Source organism: Thiomicrorhabdus sp. Kp2, assembly GCF_000478585.1.
GTDB lineage: Bacteria > Pseudomonadota > Gammaproteobacteria > Thiomicrospirales > Thiomicrospiraceae > Thiomicrorhabdus.
The window spans coordinates 1,518,402-1,536,753 of record NZ_ARWI01000001.1; the positions used below are offsets into that span (position 1 = coordinate 1,518,402).

Genomic DNA, 18,352 nt, shown 5'->3' on the forward strand with positions numbered 1-18,352 from the left:
AAATTAAAAAACCGGGTAAGCGGCTACAAAAAACGAAGGAAGCTCCAAACTATGTCTGACATTGAAATTGCACAAAATGCCAAGATGAAGCCAATCATTAACTTAGCGGATGAACTTTTTGGTATTCCCGCTGCTGAGTTAGACCCTTATGGTCACTACAAGGCTAAGCTCTCTTTAGAATATGTAGACAGTCTGTCACACAAAAAAGAGCAAGGTAAACTGATTCTGGTTACCGCCATCAGCCCTACTCCAGCAGGTGAAGGAAAAACCACGACCACGGTTGGCTTGGGTGATGCCTTAAACCGCATTGGCAAAAAAACCATTATGTGCTTACGTGAGCCATCACTTGGCCCATGTTTTGGTATGAAAGGCGGTGCAGCAGGTGGCGGTTATTCGCAAGTAGTACCAATGGAAGACATTAACCTGCACTTTACGGGTGATTTTCACGCCATTGGTGTGGCGCACAACTTACTTTCTGCCATGATTGATAATCATATCAACCACGGCAATGCTTTAGATATTGACCCTCGCCGCATTAAGTGGAAACGTGTGGTTGATATGAATGACCGCGCCTTGCGTAATATCACCGTCGGTCAAGGTGGCCCAGCTAACGGCTATTTGCGTGAAGATGGTTACGATATTGTTGTAGCGTCTGAAGTGATGGCAATTCTCTGTTTAGCCACTAACCGTGCCGACTTAAAAGAGCGTTTAGGGCGCATTATCATTGGTTATAAAACAGACCGTGTTACCCCCGTTTATGCCAGTGATTTAAAAGCACATGGCGCCATGGCCGCTTTATTAAAAGATGCCATTAAACCCAATATTGTGCAAACCTTAGAAAACAACATTGCCATTGTTCACGGTGGCCCTTTTGCCAATATCGCTCACGGTTGTAACTCAGTAACGGCCACCCAAACGGCATTAAAACTGGCTGATTATGCCGTTACCGAAGCAGGTTTTGGTGCCGACTTGGGCGCAGAAAAATTCTTAAATATTAAATGTCGTTCCGCCAAATTATCACCGTCAGCCGTTGTCTTAGTGGCCACGGTTCGTGCGCTAAAATTCCACGGTGGTATTGAAAGAGACCACTTAAATCAAGAGAACTTAGAAGCGCTTGAGAGAGGTTTTGAAAACCTTGAAAGACACCTCTATAACGTCACTGAAAACTTTAAGCTGCCTGCTGTGGTTTGTATAAACCACTTTACCTTTGACACGGATGATGAAACCGATTTATTAATCAAAAAGGTCGAATCTTTAGGGGTTAAATGCATTATTTCTAAACACTGGGCAGAAGGTGGCGCGGGAGCGGAAGAGCTTGCCCATGCCGTGGTCGAGTTAGCTGAAAACCATACAACAGGCTTTGAATATCTCTACGACAGTGAAATGCCATTGTGGGATAAAATAGAGACCATTGCCACCAGAATGTATGGCGCAAGTGGTATTACCGCAAGTGCAAAAGTTAAGGCTGAAATTGAACGAATTCAACCGCAATATGGTAATTTGCCAATTTGTATGGCGAAAACGCAAATGTCATTTTCTACCAACCCAATGTCTAAAGGCGCACCAAGTGGTCACACTGTTGAAATCAGCGACATTAAGCTCGAAAATGGCGCTGGTTTTATTGTGGCGATCGCTGGCGATATGATGACCATGCCAGGCCTGCCTAAAGTACCAACAGCAGAACGTATTGATATTGATGATTCAGGTGTAATTACGGGGTTGTTTTAAATCACCAAGAGCCGCGTATATTCACTTACCAAGAGGGCTTTAATGCCCTTTTTTGTTTTTAATAGTCCACTATTTTAAGCCAACATTTCTTAGCTTAATCACCTAATCCGTCTTTTATAAAAAAAATTAAAAACTTAACTTAACAACTGGCATCTTGATTGCTAAGCTAGAGTAATAAACGTAATTTATTTAAAAGCACACATTGAACAGGAAAGCCGTTATGCGTAACAATCAGCCCGTTACCCAACAAGAATATATATTGCCAAAAGACACCTTGCTGGTGTCTCACACAGACCTTCAAGGCAATATTACCTATGCAAACGAAGCCTTTGTTGAAGCGAGCGGCTATCTTTATGAAGAGTTACTTGGGCAACCTCATAACCTACTTAGACACCCTGATGTTCCCGCTGCTGTTTTTGCTGATTTTTGGGGCACCATTCAGGCGGGTCGCCCATGGCGCCAAATTGTAAAAAACCGTCGAAAGAATGGTGACCACTATTGGGTAGAGGCCAATGCCACACCGATGTTTGATGAAAACAGTCAAGTCATAGGCTATATGAGTGTGCGAACGGCGGCAACGAGAGAGCAGATAAGTGGTGCAGAGTCGGCTTATCAAGCGGTGGCAAATGGTGCCGTTAAACTTAAACATGGCGAAGTAGATACTTTATGGACAAGATTTAATCCCTTTGCGCATTGGCCACCTTTGGTTACCTTGGTTCCTGCTGTTTTATTAGCGATATCAACCGAGCTATATCAATTGGTTTACGGCATTCGTCCTGGTTGGTTAAATAATTCTGTTATTTTTCTAACACTGTTATCAACTATTCACATTATCTATTATTTGAATAGAATCAAACACGCAATCCATGCGATAGATGAGATTGCCAATGGACAACTAAAAGGGCAAATTAACACGCATGGTTCTAATACCTCAGGTACCATTAATCGTCGCATTAAAACCCTGCAAATAAGATTAGGGGCTCAGCAAAATGAAGTTGTTACAACCGCTCGCCGCTCCACTCGTTTAGAAGCGGGATTGGATAACCTTAAAACCAATATTATGTTAGCCGATCAGACAGGTACCATCACCTATTTAAATGCATCTTTAAAAGGGCTTCTAAAAGAACTTGAGCCTGCTATTCAAGAAGAAATTCATGACTTCAACTTAGAGAAGTTAATGGGAAAAAGCGTTGCCTGCTTATTCAAGAAAAACCCACATATCATGGAAAAATTTATCTCCATGAATCAGCAAGAATCCTTTAAATTTGAGTTTTTTGGTGCGCAACTTCAACTCTTACTAACGCCTATTTATGACCGTAATGGCGAATCGTTAGGGGTGGTCATTGAGTGGCAAGATATTTTCCAAGAACTGTATGTGCAACAAAGTATCGCTAAACTCGTAGAAGACGCTAATCATGGTCGCCTGCACTCCCGAGTAGGTACAGAGCAACTTGAAGGTTTCTATAAACAATTGGCCGAAGATATTAACCACTTAATGGATGGCTTACAAAATACCCTGAAAGACATCTCTATTCTAATTAGTGGCCTTTCAGGTAAAGACCTAACCGTCAAACCAGAAAATTCACATCAGGGTCAATATGGCTGGACAATTAAAAATTTAGTCAATGGCATTGAATCGCTACGTGACTCTTTTTGCCGTGTTAATAATCAAGCCGCCGAGGTCACTCAATCCGCAGAGCACGTTGCCAACAGTAACGCGGATTTAGCTAATTCTATTAAACAGCAAAGTCGCCAACTGTTAACCACATCGTCATCTATGCGAGCTTTAACAGAAACCGTTTCGCAAACCGCAGAACAGGCCACTAAATCGAATGAATTGGCATTACAAACTCAAAGAGATGTCGAACTTGGCAATCAAAGTATGCAAGAAACCATTCAAGCCATGCAAGAGATTGAGCAGGTTAGTCAACAAATTACAGGAATTGTTTCACTTATTGACAGTATCGCTTTCCAGACCAACTTATTGGCACTTAACGCCGCAGTGGAAGCTGCTAGAGCGGGTGAACATGGTCGTGGTTTTGCCGTTGTAGCAGGTGAAGTGCGTAATTTGGCTCAAAAATCGGCCGAAGCGGCCAAAGACATTAAAGGTTTAATTGATACCACTGCAAGCAAGATTTCGCACGGTACAGCTAAGGTCGAAAATACAGGTAACTCACTGCAAGAGATTATTAAACAAGTGCATCAAATGTCTGAAAATATCTCTGTTATTACCCAAAACGCCCAGTCACAAGCCAGTCAAATTGAAGAGGTTAACGGCACTATCCGCAACCTAAATGAAGCCGCTAGCCATAACTCAACACTCATTATGGAAAACTCTTCATTAGCCGATTATTTAAGCGATGTGGCTGAAAATATGGACGATCTAGTGGGGACTTTTGAACTTGGAGACTGCCAAGTTAGCTCAACAGATTCTAAAAATACCGATAATGGCTCTCTTATTTTGGTTGTTGATGACAATATATCCAATTTAAAAGTGGCGACGATGCTATTAGAAAAATCGGGCTATGTAACGAAAACAGCAACCAATGGTCGAGATGCTATTTCTCAATGCAAACGTTACCAACCTAAAGCCATTTTAATGGATATTGAAATGCCAATCATGAATGGCCTAGAAGCGTCAAAAGCGTTGCGTAACTCAGGTTATAGTCAACCAATCCTTGCCTACACAGGCCACTCTAGTGAATACCAGCAGACGATTGAAAAAGCGGGAATGACCACGATTGTTAAAAAACCATTTAAAATCGATGATGTCATTGAAAAACTGACCTCATATCAAATTCATCCAAATGCAAAATCAAACACGATTATGGAGGCTAAACGCAAACAGATTCTTGAAACATCCAATACAGCCAAACAATATGCTGAAATGATTACGGCACACCTGGGCTGGAAACAGAAAATTCGCCGCTTTATTGATGGTGCGGATATTGGTGTTACCCAGGAATCTGCAAGCGATTATACAGCCTGTGCACTGGGTAAATGGTATTACCAAGGTAGTGGGCAACAGCTAATGCATCTACCTATGATGAAACAGTTAGGTGATGAACATATGGAAATGCACAAGCTCATAGGGGTCATTATGGACGCCTTTCATATTGATGATTATGAAACCCTTGAAGCCTCTATCCTTAAAATGGATCAGCAAAGTGATAAGGTAGTCGCTATCTTAAATAAATTAATTGAGTATGAAGGTAATCCGTCCTAATTTATTAAGCACACCGTTCAAACACCTAAAATAAAACATCATAACCACCATAAACCCCTGTTATAGGGGTTTATGCTTAATGAATTCCCCCTTTCTAAATAAACAGTATAATGTGAAGCATTGTAGAACTCGCAAGAGTCTTTTAACGATTCCAATCTATTCAAAAATTGATAAATATCATTTAATAATAAACGTTAATTATTGAACTTTATTTAGCAAATTAATATCGAAAGGATAACAGAGTGTCAGAAGCGGCTTCATCTCAGTTAGCATCACAATTTCAGGCTTTAAGAGCACAAATCAATCAGCATATTATTGGTCAATCTCATTTAACAGAGCGTCTATTAATTGCACTTTTGTCAGATGGCCATCTATTGGTTGAAGGGCCACCAGGCCTGGCAAAAACCAAAGCCATTAAAGTGCTTTCAGATATGCTTGAAGGCAGTTTTCACCGTATTCAATTCACCCCCGACTTGCTCCCTTCTGATATTACAGGTACGGATATTTATCGTCCTGAAACGGGTGAGTTTGTGTTTCAGTCAGGCCCCATTTTTCATAACCTGATTTTGGCCGATGAAATCAACCGTGCACCCGCCAAAGTGCAGGCCGCTTTATTAGAAGCGATGGCGGAAGGTCAAGTGAGTATAGGTAAGCGCAGCTTGCCGATGGAAAAACTGTTTATGGTTATGGCAACGCAAAACCCGCTAGAACAAGAAGGAACCTACCCTCTACCCGAAGCACAGCTCGACCGCTTTATGATGCATGTGAATGTGGATTATCCAAATTCAGAAAGTGAACATCAAATTTTAGAGTTGGTTGAAAATGAAGCACGTCAAGCGAGTCAAAAACCAGTTTTTCAAACCATGACTCAAAATGACCTATTTGCAGCACGAGAAGCCATTTTAGAGTTGCACATGGCAGATGCCATTAAAACCTATATTGTTGAATTGGTTATGGCCACTCGTGAACCTAAACGTTATGGAGAAGCCCTAGATAAATGTATTAGTGTGGGAGTTAGCCCTCGTGCAACCATTGCCCTTTCACGCTGTGCTCGTAGCCATGCCTGGTTAAGTGGTAAAAACTTTGTAAGCCCTGATGATGTGCAGGCGGTGATTCATGACGTATTTCGTCATCGCCTCATTCTCGACTTTGAGGCTGAAGCACAAGGGATCACCACAGACGATATCACCGATCAAATTCTTAATTTTGTACCCGCAACCTAAGCCTGTTGTAGAAGCTCGGTAAGAATCATGTCAGAAACTAACACACAAGCCTCATCGCTCTATAGTGAACTCTCTGAATTGGTCGCCTTTAGGTTTCACGTGAAACAGAAAAAGCTCAGCCATCAACAGAATACCATTGCCACCAATAGTGGTAATCACTTAGCCATTCGTAAAGGACGAGGTATGACCTTTAGCGAGGTTCGTCAATACCAGCCTGGTGATGATATACGCTATATTGATTGGCGAGTCACCGCTCGCACTCAAAAACCGCATACCAAAGTGTTTGTTGAAGAACATGAACGGCCAACCATCTTGGTTACAGAACAGACCCCTCATCTTTTTTTTGGTTCACAGGTTCGTTTAAAAACCGCACAGGCCTTAAATGTCTCAGCAATCTTAGCTTGGATTTCACTGACTCATAACGAACGTGTAGGAGGCATCAGTTTCAATCATTTGCAAAGCGTTTGGGTGCCCCCTAAACGCAGTCAGCAAACGGTATTACACCTATTGCAAAAAAGTATTTCACTGCAAGAGCAGATGAGTAAACCGAGCGCGCCAGATACCCAGGCCTGGGTAGATACTTTAAATCAGCTTCTTAAAGTGAATAAACCTGGAAATAAAGTCTTTTTAGTGGGCGATATGATGCAATTGGTTGAAAACGCCTCGCCCTTGCTCCATAAATTGAAAAAAAATACCGATGTGACTGCCATTCATATCTACGATAATTTAGAGAAAAACCTACCCAAACTGGGTTGGTTAAGCATGACCAAAAGCTTTAGTAGCGACAAACTCGTTAAGCTTGACAGCTTTAGGCTTAAAACCCGTAAGGCCTATACCAATCTCTATCAAGTCCAGTGGAAAGAGACGCAAGAGGTGTTTTCAAAACTCACCATACCACTGGTAGAAATTGGCACACACCAAGAACCTTTAATGAGCTTAATTCAACACAAGTTGATTCAGTAGATGGTGGCCTAATTGAAAGACTCACAAATTCAAAACGTATTGCTTGAACAGCTACATGATATTCAGTTACCCGACCCTATTGGTTGGTGGCCATTGGCGTTTAGTTGGTGGATTTTACTGTTCAGTATCACCTCAATTTTAATTGGTATCGCCTGGTACTATTTTGATTTAAAACGCCGCAATATCTACCGTAAAACAGCCATTGGGCAAATTGAAGAGATTGTTAACAATAGCAACCTCAATGATAACGATAAGATCGCCGCCATTAATGCCACTGTAAAACGGGTCGCATTAACCGCCTATGGCCGATTAAGCACCGCTTCGCTACATGACCAGGCCTGGTTGGATTTTTTATCTGAAACCGCCAGTTATATTCCGCAGCCTGAACACCTGCAAGAGGTCTTGAATTTGGCTTATAGGCCAAACCATAAAGATGGCATTACCTATTCCCAACATAATCTTTCTGCTAAACAGGCCGTGGATATTTGGCAAGAGTATGCAAAAAAATGGATTAAAGGACACCATCAATAATGCAGTGGCAAAACTTATTTGAAACCCTGAGTAATCTGAGCTTTATTTGGCCTTGGATGGTGGCGTTTTTGCCAGTACCTTGGATTATTCACCGTATTATCAAGCCTGTTAATCAACAACACAGCCCACTGCTCGCTCCGCAAATTATTGCAAGAATTGAAGAACAACTCCCTGCTGAAAACCTAGTAGAGGCCAATCAATCTTCAAGCAAAATGCCTGTTTTGGCCATTCTACTCTGGTTTATGCTCATTATTGCCGCTACCAGGCCTGTTCTCTATTTAGATGCCACCCCCTTTCAAATGAGCGGTAAAGAGATGATTTTAGCGGTCGATTTATCGGGCAGTATGCAAAAAGAGGACATGTATTTGGGCGGTGATGAAGTCAATCGCTTAGTGGCGGTAAAGTCAGTCGTCTCTGAGTTTATTGCACGTCGTAAAGGTGACCGAATGGGCTTGATTGTTTTTGGAACTCAAGCCTTCTTACAAAGCCCGCTTACCTATGATCTAAACACCGTAAATACTCTGCTTAATGAAGCTGAAATTGGAATGGCGGGCAATAACACCGCCATTGGTGATGCCATTGGTTTAACCCTCAAACACCTCTCTAAATCCAAAACAGGTAACAGCGCCATTTTGATTTTATTAACGGATGGTTCTAATACCGCAGGGCAAGTCAACCCACTTGATGCCGCAGAAAAAGCCAAAGAGATGGAGCTAAAAATTTATACCGTAGGGGTTGGTAAATTAAAATCTCGCACAGGTTTAGATCTATTTATGACCAATAAGTCTGATATGGACATTGATACCCTCACCAAAATCTCTGACCTCACTGGCGGCCAATTTTTTCAAGCCAATGACACCGAGCAGTTAGGTGAAATTTATCAACATATCAATAAACTGGAATCGGTTGAGCACGAAATCTACAGCTACCGCTTACGTACTGAATATTATGTTTGGCCACTCAGTGTCGCCCTGCTATTGAGCTTGCTCTTAGCTTGGTCACAACTCAGAAAAATGGGGGCTTAATCGATGGTTGAACTATTAAACAATATCCACTTTCTGCGCCCTTGGTGGTTTTTAGCCCTGTTGCCTATTGCATGGATTATTTGGCAAATATGGCAAACCAACCGTAAACAGGGTGCTTGGCATGAGGTCATTGCCCCCAAGTTTAGAACGCTATTACTGGGCGAAAACACCACCTCAGAACCCACAGTAAATGAAAAATTGGGTTATATCGTTCTTGCTTTTGCTTGGTTTTTTGCGGTCTTGGCGCTTTCGGGGCCTTGGGTAAAATCGGTAGATATTCCTGCCCAAAAATCTCAACAAGGTATGGTAATTGTTGTCGATTTATCACTCTCTATGTTAGCCGATGATCTGCCGCCAAACCGTCTGTCACGCGTTAAATACAAACTCACTGATTTACTCAAACAGCATCCTGAATACGCTACGGGAATGGTTGCCTATGCAGGCTCTGCACACACCATTAGCCCTATTTCAGAAGATAACCAAACTTTACTTGGTTTATTGCCAAGCCTTAGCCCAGTGATGATGCCCAAATATGGCGCCAAACCCATAAAAGGGCTAGATTTAGCCGAAAAACTCATTAAGGGCGCTCAAATCACCAATGGTCATATCATTTGGATTACCGATGATATTGAAGAGAATGAGATCGAACAGGTGTCTCAGTGGGTAAATAATCACTCTGTCAGCATCACGCTATTGACCGTAGGAACAGAACAAGGAGGAGTCGTTCAAATCCCCAATTATGGTTTGCTCAAAGACAGCAAAGAAAAACTGATTATGCCCCAGGTACCTTTTAATCGTTTTGCCAAACTCGCCCAACAAACCGATATTAAATGGGTAGAGTTAAGGCCAGAAGATGCCAGTGTGAAGGCACTTCTTCCACCCGTTACGACCTCCAATAGTAGTCAAACTGACACCACCTTATCTAAAGAGGTTAATCATCCGATGGATATTGGTGCTTACTTCCTGTTTTTTCTTATCCCATTGGTCGCCTTTATTTTTAGGCGTGGCACTTTATTGAGTCTTTTGGTTATTTCTATTGTTCCTATTGGTTTATTTAACCCTCAGCCGAGCTATGCCATGGATTATTGGGAGCAACTTCCCACCCTATTTCAATCGCTTGATCAACAAGGTTACCAGGCCTGGGAAGAGAAAAAATACGCAACCGCAGAAGCTTTTTTTGAGAACCCACAGTGGCGAGCCAGTGCCATGTATCGCCAAGGAAAATACGCTCAAGCGGCTAAGCTGTATGAACATGATAAAACCCCAAATGGTCACTATAACCGTGGTAATGCACTGGCTTTAGCGGGTGATTTAGCAGAAGCAAAGAATGCCTATGAAAAGGCATTGCAAATCCAGCCAGACTTTAAAAAGGCCAAAGAGAACCTGGCAATCATTAATAATTTACTGACTCAACAACCGCCTAAAGAGAATCAAAATAGCGATAAGGGCAATGCAAACCCTGAAAGCCAAAACGAAAGCGATAAAGAGCAACAACAGAGCCATAGCTCCAAAGAAAAACCAAACCCTGAAAACAGCAACAGCGAGAATAATAAACAAAACTCTGCTGATAAAGAATCTATGGACTCCTCTTCTGCTCAACAAGGTGAAGAAGACAGTGATGCCAATCCACCTAAAGACAGCCAAACTGAACCTGGTTCTCAAGCCCCTAACAATCAAGCCAATCAGCAAACGGCAGAAAATGGCACAACTGAAGAGGATTTAAATAGCCGTAATGTCTCTGAGGCGGCAACCACGCAAGAGAATAATACTGACGAGGGTAAAAGCGAAGAGAACCAACAAGCACTTCAGCCCAATAAATTAGAAGAAAATTCGTCACCTGAAGCTGTGTCGTCATCATCGGCTATTGGTGAAGGCGCACAAAACAGAGAAAAATTATCAGAAGAAGAACAAGCTAAGCAGGCCTGGTTAAAACAGATACCCGACCAACCAGGCCTGTTTTTAAAACGTAAATTTGAATATCAATTTCAACAAAATCCGCAAACGGATGATGCAACCGAGAAACAGTGGTAATAGCGATGACACAACCTAAATTAACCTTTATGAGTACACTGACTTTTATTCCGCTTAAAAAACTATTTTTTATTTTATGCTTTGCATTCATTGCTAGCACAACCTTTGCAGATTCAATTACCGTAGAAACCGACCGTCAAAATGTTGAGATGGGTGACATTATTACCTTATCGGTGCAAACGGATTTTCAAACCAAAGGCAGTAATTTAGATTTAAGCCAATTAAAAGACCAGTTTGATGTCATTAACCAACAACAAAGCAATCAAATCGCCATTATTAACGGTCAATACTCCTCTTACACTCAATGGCGAATCCAGTTATTACCTAAACAGGCTGGTAACTTAATGATTCCCGCATTTGAGATTAATGATGTAAAAAGTAAACCCTACCCTATTCATGTCACAGAAGCCGTTTACGCTGATGGCAGTAAACCCTATTTTTTAGAGGCTGAAACAGACAAAACACAAGCTTATGTTCAAGAGCAGGTGATTTACACCTTACGTTTTTACCATAAAGGAAGCCTGATTAACGGCAATATTCGTCCACCCAAATTCAATGATGCTTTGGTGGAATCTCTTAAAGAACAATCGGTTTTTGGTAAAACCATTAATGGTCAACAATACACCGTGTATGAGTGGCAATATGCAATCTTTCCACAAGCCAGCGGCCAACTCAGTATTGCAGGCCCTTCATTCACAGGGTTATTACACCTAAGAACAAAACAAAAAGGGGTGCAAGCCGTTGCAGAACCGACCATTATTAAGGTGTTACCAGCTGAAAAAAGCCCAGCACCTTATTGGTTGCCTGCCAGCGACGTTACCCTAAGTCAAAAATGGGAAAACGTCCCCAAAGAGATTCAAGTGGGCGACAGTCTGCGCCGTATTATTACCTTAAATGTTAAGGGTTTAAAAGCATCGCAACTGCCAAATATTACCACCCAAAATGGTACTCATTTTAAAGTCTATGCTGATGAGGCAAAAACCAGCCAAACCCTTTCTGAAAAAGGTGTTCAGAGCATCAAGCTGATCTCTCAAGCAATCGTAGCAACTCAAGCGGGTACACTCACTCTCCCAGATGAAAAAATTACCTGGTGGAATACCGAAACGCAAAAATTTGAAGAAGCGATATTAAAAACTGAACCACTTACCATATGGCCAATAGAGAGCAACAAAAGCAATCAAATACCCGATATTACCCAATCGACCAATATAACCAAAAATACAGAAAATAGCCTCCCAGGTAGCACTCAAAGCTATCAGCAACGCTACCAACAAAACGTCTTAAATAACCATGACACCTTACTGTCATTACCTATTTGGGTTTGGCCTCTTTTGGTAGCTATCGTTGTTTCATTATGGCTCATCACCCTACTGATTTTGCTACGTACCCGTAAGCAAATCAAAGAAGTTAAAAGCCAAATATTGCTAACAGGCACTACCCCGTTAATCGCCACCGAACACACATTCAACCATAAGTGGTGTGATATGCCGTTACCCGAGTTCTATAAAGAGCTACTCAGACAACTGCATGATGAGCTGCAAATTAACAGTGTTGATGCCATTCCAATTGAACGTTTAAGAAAAGCCATCTTTCAACTAGAAGCCCACCTTTTTGCAGGCGAAAAACTCGGTTACGACACCCAACAAACCATTTGTGATAACTGGGCATCACTCATCACCCAAAAGAATACAGCGACCAAAAAGAAAGGCGAGTTAAACTCACTTTATAATAATGGGTAATTCTATTTGATATAAAAACTTGATTACAAACCACGAAGGCGTGTAGGTTTAAGAGATTTGACAAGAGTATTCAGTCTATTCAATCACCTTTTAACCTCTCGTTTTAATTTATAAAAATTTGATAAAGGTAGATTTTTTATAAACTTAGTGACTTCGTGGTCAATTTCAAAACCTAATAGTAAAACATCTCAAACTATAAATACCCAAATAAAAAAGGCGCTCTAATCAAGCGCCTTTTTTTGTTGTTGAAACCATTAAAAAACCTAACTACTAAAATGGCGTTCTGCTATTTTTTGTACTTCTGGATAGTTGGTTTTACCTGTTCCTAAAATGGGTACTTGTTCCACTAAAATCACCGTTTTAGGAATCATGAGTTCTGAGACTTGTTTCTCTTTAGCGGCATCGGTTACCGTTTTACGGCTTAGGGTATTGTCATCGGTTACCAACACTAATTGCTCACCTTTACGCTCATCAGGCACGGCTACAACCACATGGTGACCTTCTGGGCTGGCTAGATTAATATAGGTTTCAACGGCGGTAAGAGAGACCATCTCTCCACCAATTTTAGCAAAACGTTTAGCACGGCCTTTAATCCAAACATAACCGTCTTCATCCACATCAACAATATCGCCCGTATCGTGCCAGCCCTCTTTGGGTGGCTGTAATTTACCTGGTGCATCGGGCATTAAATAGCCCATCATAATATTTGGCCCTTTCACAAACAGACGACCACCCTCTTCAATCCCTGGTACGGCTTCAAGACGATATTGCACGTTTGGCACAAACTGCCCTACTGAACCATTTTTGTAGCCCATTGGGGTGTTTACGGCCAATACAGGAGTGGTTTCAGTTACTCCGTAGCCTTCAAAGATAGGCTGATGATATTTATCGGCATATAACGTTCTGGTTTCAGGGCGTAAACGCTCAGCACCCGCTACCAAGGCTTTTAGGCTGTAAAAGTCGTAAGAGTCGGCTTTTCGGGCGTAGCCGCTGTAAAAGGTATCGGTTCCAAAAATAAAGGTTGAATTGGTCTGATAGACCATCTCAGGCACGATGCCATAATGCACTGGCGAAGGGTATAAGAAGACTTTTGAGCCTTTTAAAATTGGCCAAAGCATCCCTGCCGTTAAGCCAAAACAGTGGAATGTGGGCAAGGCATTAAAGATTTTATCTTCAGAATAGATATTAAACATAGCGTTGATTTGTTCAATATTATTGATGATATTACTTTGTGATAATACCACCCCTTTTGGCATCCCTTCAGAACCCGAGGTAAAGAGAACGACCGCTTCAGAATCGGCTGATTTTTTATAACCTGCTAACGATTTTGGTGAAGTTACCAGGCCTGCTATTTTAGAAAACAGCGTAATTTGAGTGCGAACATCTTCTAAATATAAGAAGTTAACGTTTTCAGATAACCCTTCAATTAGGCCTTCTATTTCAAAGGCTTCTACAAACTTTTTAGAGGTAATAATGGTTTGCAGTTGTGCGGTTTCACAAGCGGAACGAATTGCGGCTTGGCCAGCTGTAAAGTTAATCATCGCTGGCACATAGCCATAGGCTTGTAATGCAAAGAAACTGGCTGGCATACCTGCCACATTAGGCAGCATTAAACCAACACGTTGCTCATCTTTTAAGTTTTTTTGCAGCGCCTTACCTAAAATCACCGAGGCTTGAGTGAGTTTCTTTAAACTCAATTTTTGGTCGTTAATATCCTCAACACAGATCTCTTTAGCAAAATAGTTCTGTTTTGCAGACACTAAACTGGCAAACAGAGAACGTTCAATCACAGAGGCGCTAAAGCTCGCATCACGTAACAGATTAAAAATAATCTGTTTGTAGTGTTTATGTTTTTCGTGGCTTTTTAATGATTTTTCTATTGAAACGGTCTGGTAAGGCTGAATATGTAGCTGGATTTTTGGAAACCACATACGTTTTATAAAGGCGTATTTGGTGCCATCTAAATAAGAAAAACGGCTGCGAACCGCTCCACTAATATGAACCGGTAAAACGGCCGCCTTAGTTTTATCAGCAATTAAACCTGTACCTTCATACACTTTCATTAATGAACCTGTGGTGGTGATTCTTCCTTCTGGAAAAATCATACATTGCCGCCCTTTTTTAAGCTCATCAATCATATGTTTAGCCGCGTATGGGCTGTGAATATCGACCTTAAAAAAGTGGCTCAGAGATAAAATAAAACGTTCATGCCACTTTTTTGTATGCGAGGTATCCACCATAAAGGTGGTTTCTCCTGGTACAAATAGGTCTAATAGCGGGCCATCGAGTAAAGAAACATGGTTGGCAATAATTAAGACAGGACGTTCACTTTTTAGCGCATTTTGATAGTTTTCAATGCCACTGACTTCTACTCGATAAACCAGTTTGAATAACGTTTTTACAATTAATTTAAACAACCATTTCATCTGTTTTCCTACTTCTAAAACCCATCTTAAAATGAAAACCTCAACATCCTGCTGGCGAGCTATTGCAGGAGGAATTGAAGTCCCCATCTGAACTAATCACCGTTGATTAGCCCGTTACCTATTTGCTTTAAACCGATTGCGATATAAAACCATGACCACCATCAAATTGAAGATGGCTAATAACATCAACATCTCTAATAAACTGAAATCAAAAGAGAAACCAATCATTATTAAGAGTGCCGACAACACCATTAACAGTGCATTCATAATGTTATTTACCGCCACCATTCTAGCACGTAGCAGGCCTGGTGTATGCGTTTGCAAAAGCGTGTATAAAGGCACAATATACATACCGCCTAATACCGCTAAAATGGCTAGAAACACTAGAGATAAACTGGATGGAAAGTGGGTAATAAATTCAGTGACTGTGAACAATGTTTCATGTGAAACATTTAATGAAATGGCTGCTTTCTGATTATCTGCAGAAATGCTCCACACGGTTAAAAACAGCATCACGGAAATACCTAACAACAAAACCCAATGCCATTTAATATGAGAATGAACGGGCATTAAACGCCCTATTAAAGCCGAACCGATAGCAATACCGATTGAAAACAGGGTTAAAAACAGCATCACGACACCATCGTCTGCGTGCAGGTCATATTTGACCAATGCGGGTATTTGACTGAGCATAACCGCACCAATAAACCAGAACCAGGAAATGGCTAATACCGAAAAAAACGCAACCTTATGAGTGCGGCTCTCTTGAACGATTTGATAAGTGCTTTTAAACCAGTTCCAATCTATTTTTAAGCTCTTATCAAACGGTTTAGTTGGCACAACAAACAGGCTAAACAAGTACCCTAAAATGGCAATAAAAACTACCAGGCCTGCCATAATCCACAAGCCATCGTCTAATAAAACACCCATGCCCCCCACAATGGTACCGATTAATATCGCCAGAAAGGTTGAGCCACTAAACAGGCCATTGCCCTTCATAAGGTGCTTATCATTCAATATCTCAGGCAAAATGGAATATTTAATGGGGCCAAAAAATGCCGATTGTGATCCCATCAAAAACAGCGTGATAAACAGTAACCACAGGTCTTGGCTCAATAAAGCCATTGCACCTAAAAGCATAATTAAAATCTCAGCCAATTTAATCTTTTTAATCAGGAAACTTTTAGGGTAATGGTCAGCAATTTGGCCAGCAAAAGAAGAGAAGACAAAAAAAGGTAAAATAAAAAGACCTGCCGCTAGGGTAATCAAAAGTCCTGTATCGGTTGCGGAATCAGTCAGCTTAAAGGTGATAAGCATCACCATCGCATTTTTAAATAGATTGTCGTTAAAAGCGCCTAAAAATTGCACCCAAAACAGAGGATAAAATTGACGATTACATAACAAAATAGTAGCGTTTTTTGGGGGTACGTTATTCATCGCATCTCATTATACTGACATAAAGAGGTTAAGTTTACGTCCTTACCTGTTCGCCATTTAACAAAAAATAACAAAATTATATTTTGATGTAATTCCAACCAGAATTTAACCTATTAACCACCGTATCAATAGCAGGCATATCGTGCTTAACCTGCGGCATGATATTAATTGGTTTACCACTTTGTTTAGCGCGCTCTAAAGCCCTTTTGCAAGCAAGCAAAGCTAAATTATCGTACTTCTCAAGCAGTCGGTTTAATTCAGCACTATTTGGGTTATTGATATCAAACAGTTGTATGCCATCAGAATTCGATATTAACTCCACTTTTACATCAGTGGCAGCGGATTCCAACAAACTCTCAATCTCTATAAGTGCCTGAAGCTGTTTTTCTATTGAATCTGAATCTAAATGGACTAAATAGTTGGCTGGCCTATCCTGCTCGATAGCGGGACTCAAGCTATGGTTAACTGTGTAAACCTTCAATAGGCCTGCACCAAGTAGTAATCCAAAAAATAGAGACGCTACCGCTGCTTTAGGAAAAACCCAACCTTTATCATTGGTCAAATTTTGTTTATTTATGCTGTCACTATTGGTTTGAGGAATATCTGTTGTATAAGCCAAACGTACCTTATTTTTTACCAGGTTAAACTCTTCTAATTGGGCACGTAATTCAGGGTCGATTTCTAACGCTTTTTCTACTTCAATGGCCTCATCTCGGCTCAGTTCACCATCTATATAAGCATGTAATTGATAAGTCTCAATTGAGTGATTCATCTCTATCTCCGAAATGGAACGATATTCGATCCACGCTGTTCTATTTGTTTCATACGTTTAACTAAATTCTCTCTACCGCGAGAAATTCTACTCATCACTGTGCCGATGGGTGTGCTAGTTATTTCAGCAATCTCTTGGTAACTAAACCCTTGTAAGTCCACCAATGCAATGGCTTCACGTTGCTCAAAAGGTAAGCTTGCCATCGCTTTAAATAAACACTCTGAATCTTGTTGAGCAATAAATTGTGTCTCACTGCATTCTTGAATAAAGAGCTCATCAATTTCTGTCTCATCAGCCCACTGCCAACGTTTATTAAAACGCATTATATCCAAAAAGTGGTTACGCATTATCTTAACTAGAAATGCATCTAAATGCTCCAAACTTTCAATATCTATCGACTTTTCTAACACTTTAAGAAAAGTCTCTTGAACAAGATCTTCAGCGACTGACGCCTGATGGCACCAAGCATATGCTAAGCGATATAGGTTTTGATGCTTTTGTGCTAACAGAGCATTAAGTTGTCGCTTTTTCTTTGTGTCGCCAAACAAGTTTGCAACCTGAGTCATTAATATCATTTTGATGTCTTATTAAAATTAGCCTTTTTTCGATACTAATCGATAAAGTTTTTTTTGTAAAACCTTTTATATATTAGCAAGTTACGATATTAATTATGCTGTTAAGCCAATAAGTTATTTTATTTAAAATTAATGGAATAAAACATTTCATTCAAACGTTTAAAGGTTAAGCGCGCCAAATTTGATTCAACTTTTACAAGGAAGATACATGCAAAAATTATTTACCCAAAACTTAATAGGCCTGTTGCTAAGTCTATTTGTTTGTTTACCAAGTTACGCTGCTCAAAAAGAAGCCCCATTGCCCGATACTTTTGCAGAAAACAAAGTGGTACTTCAAATTAGCGATAGTGATCCTTTCAAACAAACATTGGTACTCAATGTGGCTGGCAACTTACAAAGATACTATGGAGAACAAAATGTGGATATTGAAGTGGTTGCTTTTGGGCCTGGAGTAAGACTGATGTTTGATGGCAATGCCAATACCGACCGCATAAATAACTTGATTGCCCATGGCGTGCGCTTTAGCGCTTGCGAAAATACCATTGACAATATGGCAAAAAAACTCGGCCATAAACCCAAAATTCAAAACAGTGTCACTACCGTTCCTGCTGGTGCAGGCCGTATTTTGCAGCTCAATAAAGCGGGTTGGCAAATTCTTAAACCTTAACCTTATGAG

General features: G+C 40.8%; 13 protein-coding genes and 3 pseudogenes. 12 read left to right on the top strand and 4 right to left on the bottom strand.

Annotation, left to right across the window (positions count from 1 at the left end; translation table 11 throughout):
- Nucleotides 1-51: 51 nt before the first annotated feature.
- From A379_RS07035 to A379_RS07070, 11 genes and pseudogenes are all read left to right on the top strand, one after another.
- Complete coding sequence (locus A379_RS07035) at nucleotides 52-1,728, top strand: formate--tetrahydrofolate ligase (RefSeq protein ID WP_040727106.1); 1,677 nt, start codon at nucleotides 52-54, stop codon at nucleotides 1,726-1,728.
- A gap of 220 nt (nucleotides 1,729-1,948) precedes the next feature.
- Nucleotides 1,949-2,281, top strand: a pseudogene (locus A379_RS13265) (PAS domain-containing protein); the annotation flags it as partial.
- 3 nt (nucleotides 2,282-2,284) lie between these two features.
- Nucleotides 2,285-3,964: pseudogene (locus A379_RS13270) on the top strand (methyl-accepting chemotaxis protein); the annotation flags it as partial.
- A gap of 234 nt (nucleotides 3,965-4,198) precedes the next feature.
- Nucleotides 4,199-4,501 (top strand): annotated as a pseudogene (locus A379_RS13275) (response regulator); the annotation flags it as partial.
- Nucleotides 4,502-4,615: 114 nt separating this feature from the next.
- Entirely contained in the window at nucleotides 4,616-4,954 is a 339-nt protein-coding gene (locus A379_RS13280) for a CZB domain-containing protein (protein ID WP_369759657.1), read from the top strand.
- A 242-nt stretch (nucleotides 4,955-5,196) separates the two neighbouring features.
- Complete coding sequence (locus A379_RS07045; RefSeq protein ID WP_040727107.1) at nucleotides 5,197-6,177, top strand: MoxR family ATPase; 981 nt, start codon at nucleotides 5,197-5,199, stop codon at nucleotides 6,175-6,177.
- Nucleotides 6,178-6,204: 27 nt separating this feature from the next.
- Nucleotides 6,205-7,140: a DUF58 domain-containing protein gene (locus A379_RS07050; RefSeq protein WP_040727109.1), complete on the top strand. Its 936-nt coding sequence runs from the start codon at nucleotides 6,205-6,207 to the stop codon at nucleotides 7,138-7,140.
- 12 nt (nucleotides 7,141-7,152) lie between these two features.
- Complete coding sequence (locus A379_RS07055) at nucleotides 7,153-7,671, top strand: DUF4381 domain-containing protein (protein WP_051145074.1); 519 nt, start codon at nucleotides 7,153-7,155, stop codon at nucleotides 7,669-7,671.
- Nucleotides 7,671-8,696, top strand: coding sequence for a VWA domain-containing protein (locus tag A379_RS07060; RefSeq protein ID WP_040727112.1), 1,026 nt, complete (start codon nucleotides 7,671-7,673; stop codon nucleotides 8,694-8,696). Before A379_RS07055 ends, A379_RS07060 begins: the two co-directional genes overlap by 1 nt.
- Before the next feature lie 3 nt (nucleotides 8,697-8,699).
- Nucleotides 8,700-10,727: a VWA domain-containing protein gene (locus tag A379_RS07065; protein ID WP_040727114.1), complete on the top strand. Its 2,028-nt coding sequence runs from the start codon at nucleotides 8,700-8,702 to the stop codon at nucleotides 10,725-10,727.
- 5 nt (nucleotides 10,728-10,732) lie between these two features.
- Entirely contained in the window at nucleotides 10,733-12,466 is a 1,734-nt protein-coding gene (locus A379_RS07070) for a BatD family protein (protein WP_040727117.1), read from the top strand.
- Between the two features lie 263 nt (nucleotides 12,467-12,729).
- On the opposite strand, the gene A379_RS07075 is transcribed toward A379_RS07070, so the two are convergent.
- The 4 genes from A379_RS07075 to A379_RS07090 all read right to left on the bottom strand — a co-directional run bounded on the left by A379_RS07075 (nucleotide 12,730) and on the right by A379_RS07090 (nucleotide 17,676).
- Nucleotides 12,730-14,979: an AMP-binding protein gene (locus A379_RS07075; protein WP_232744823.1), complete on the bottom strand. Its 2,250-nt coding sequence runs from the start codon at nucleotides 14,977-14,979 to the stop codon at nucleotides 12,730-12,732.
- A 27-nt stretch (nucleotides 14,980-15,006) separates the two neighbouring features.
- Nucleotides 15,007-16,329 (bottom strand): MFS transporter, encoded by a 1,323-nt coding sequence (locus A379_RS07080; RefSeq protein WP_040727121.1) that lies wholly within the window; start codon nucleotides 16,327-16,329, stop codon nucleotides 15,007-15,009.
- Nucleotides 16,330-16,405: 76 nt separating this feature from the next.
- Complete coding sequence (locus A379_RS07085) at nucleotides 16,406-17,101, bottom strand: zf-HC2 domain-containing protein (RefSeq protein WP_040727122.1); 696 nt, start codon at nucleotides 17,099-17,101, stop codon at nucleotides 16,406-16,408.
- 2 nt (nucleotides 17,102-17,103) lie between these two features.
- A complete protein-coding gene (locus A379_RS07090) occupies nucleotides 17,104-17,676 on the bottom strand; it encodes an RNA polymerase sigma factor (protein WP_051145075.1) in 573 nt (190 codons plus the stop codon).
- Nucleotides 17,677-17,884: 208 nt separating this feature from the next.
- Between A379_RS07090 and A379_RS07095 the strand changes: the two genes are divergently transcribed.
- Nucleotides 17,885-18,343: a DsrE family protein gene (locus tag A379_RS07095; protein WP_040727123.1), complete on the top strand. Its 459-nt coding sequence runs from the start codon at nucleotides 17,885-17,887 to the stop codon at nucleotides 18,341-18,343.
- Nucleotides 18,344-18,352 lie beyond the last annotated feature (9 nt).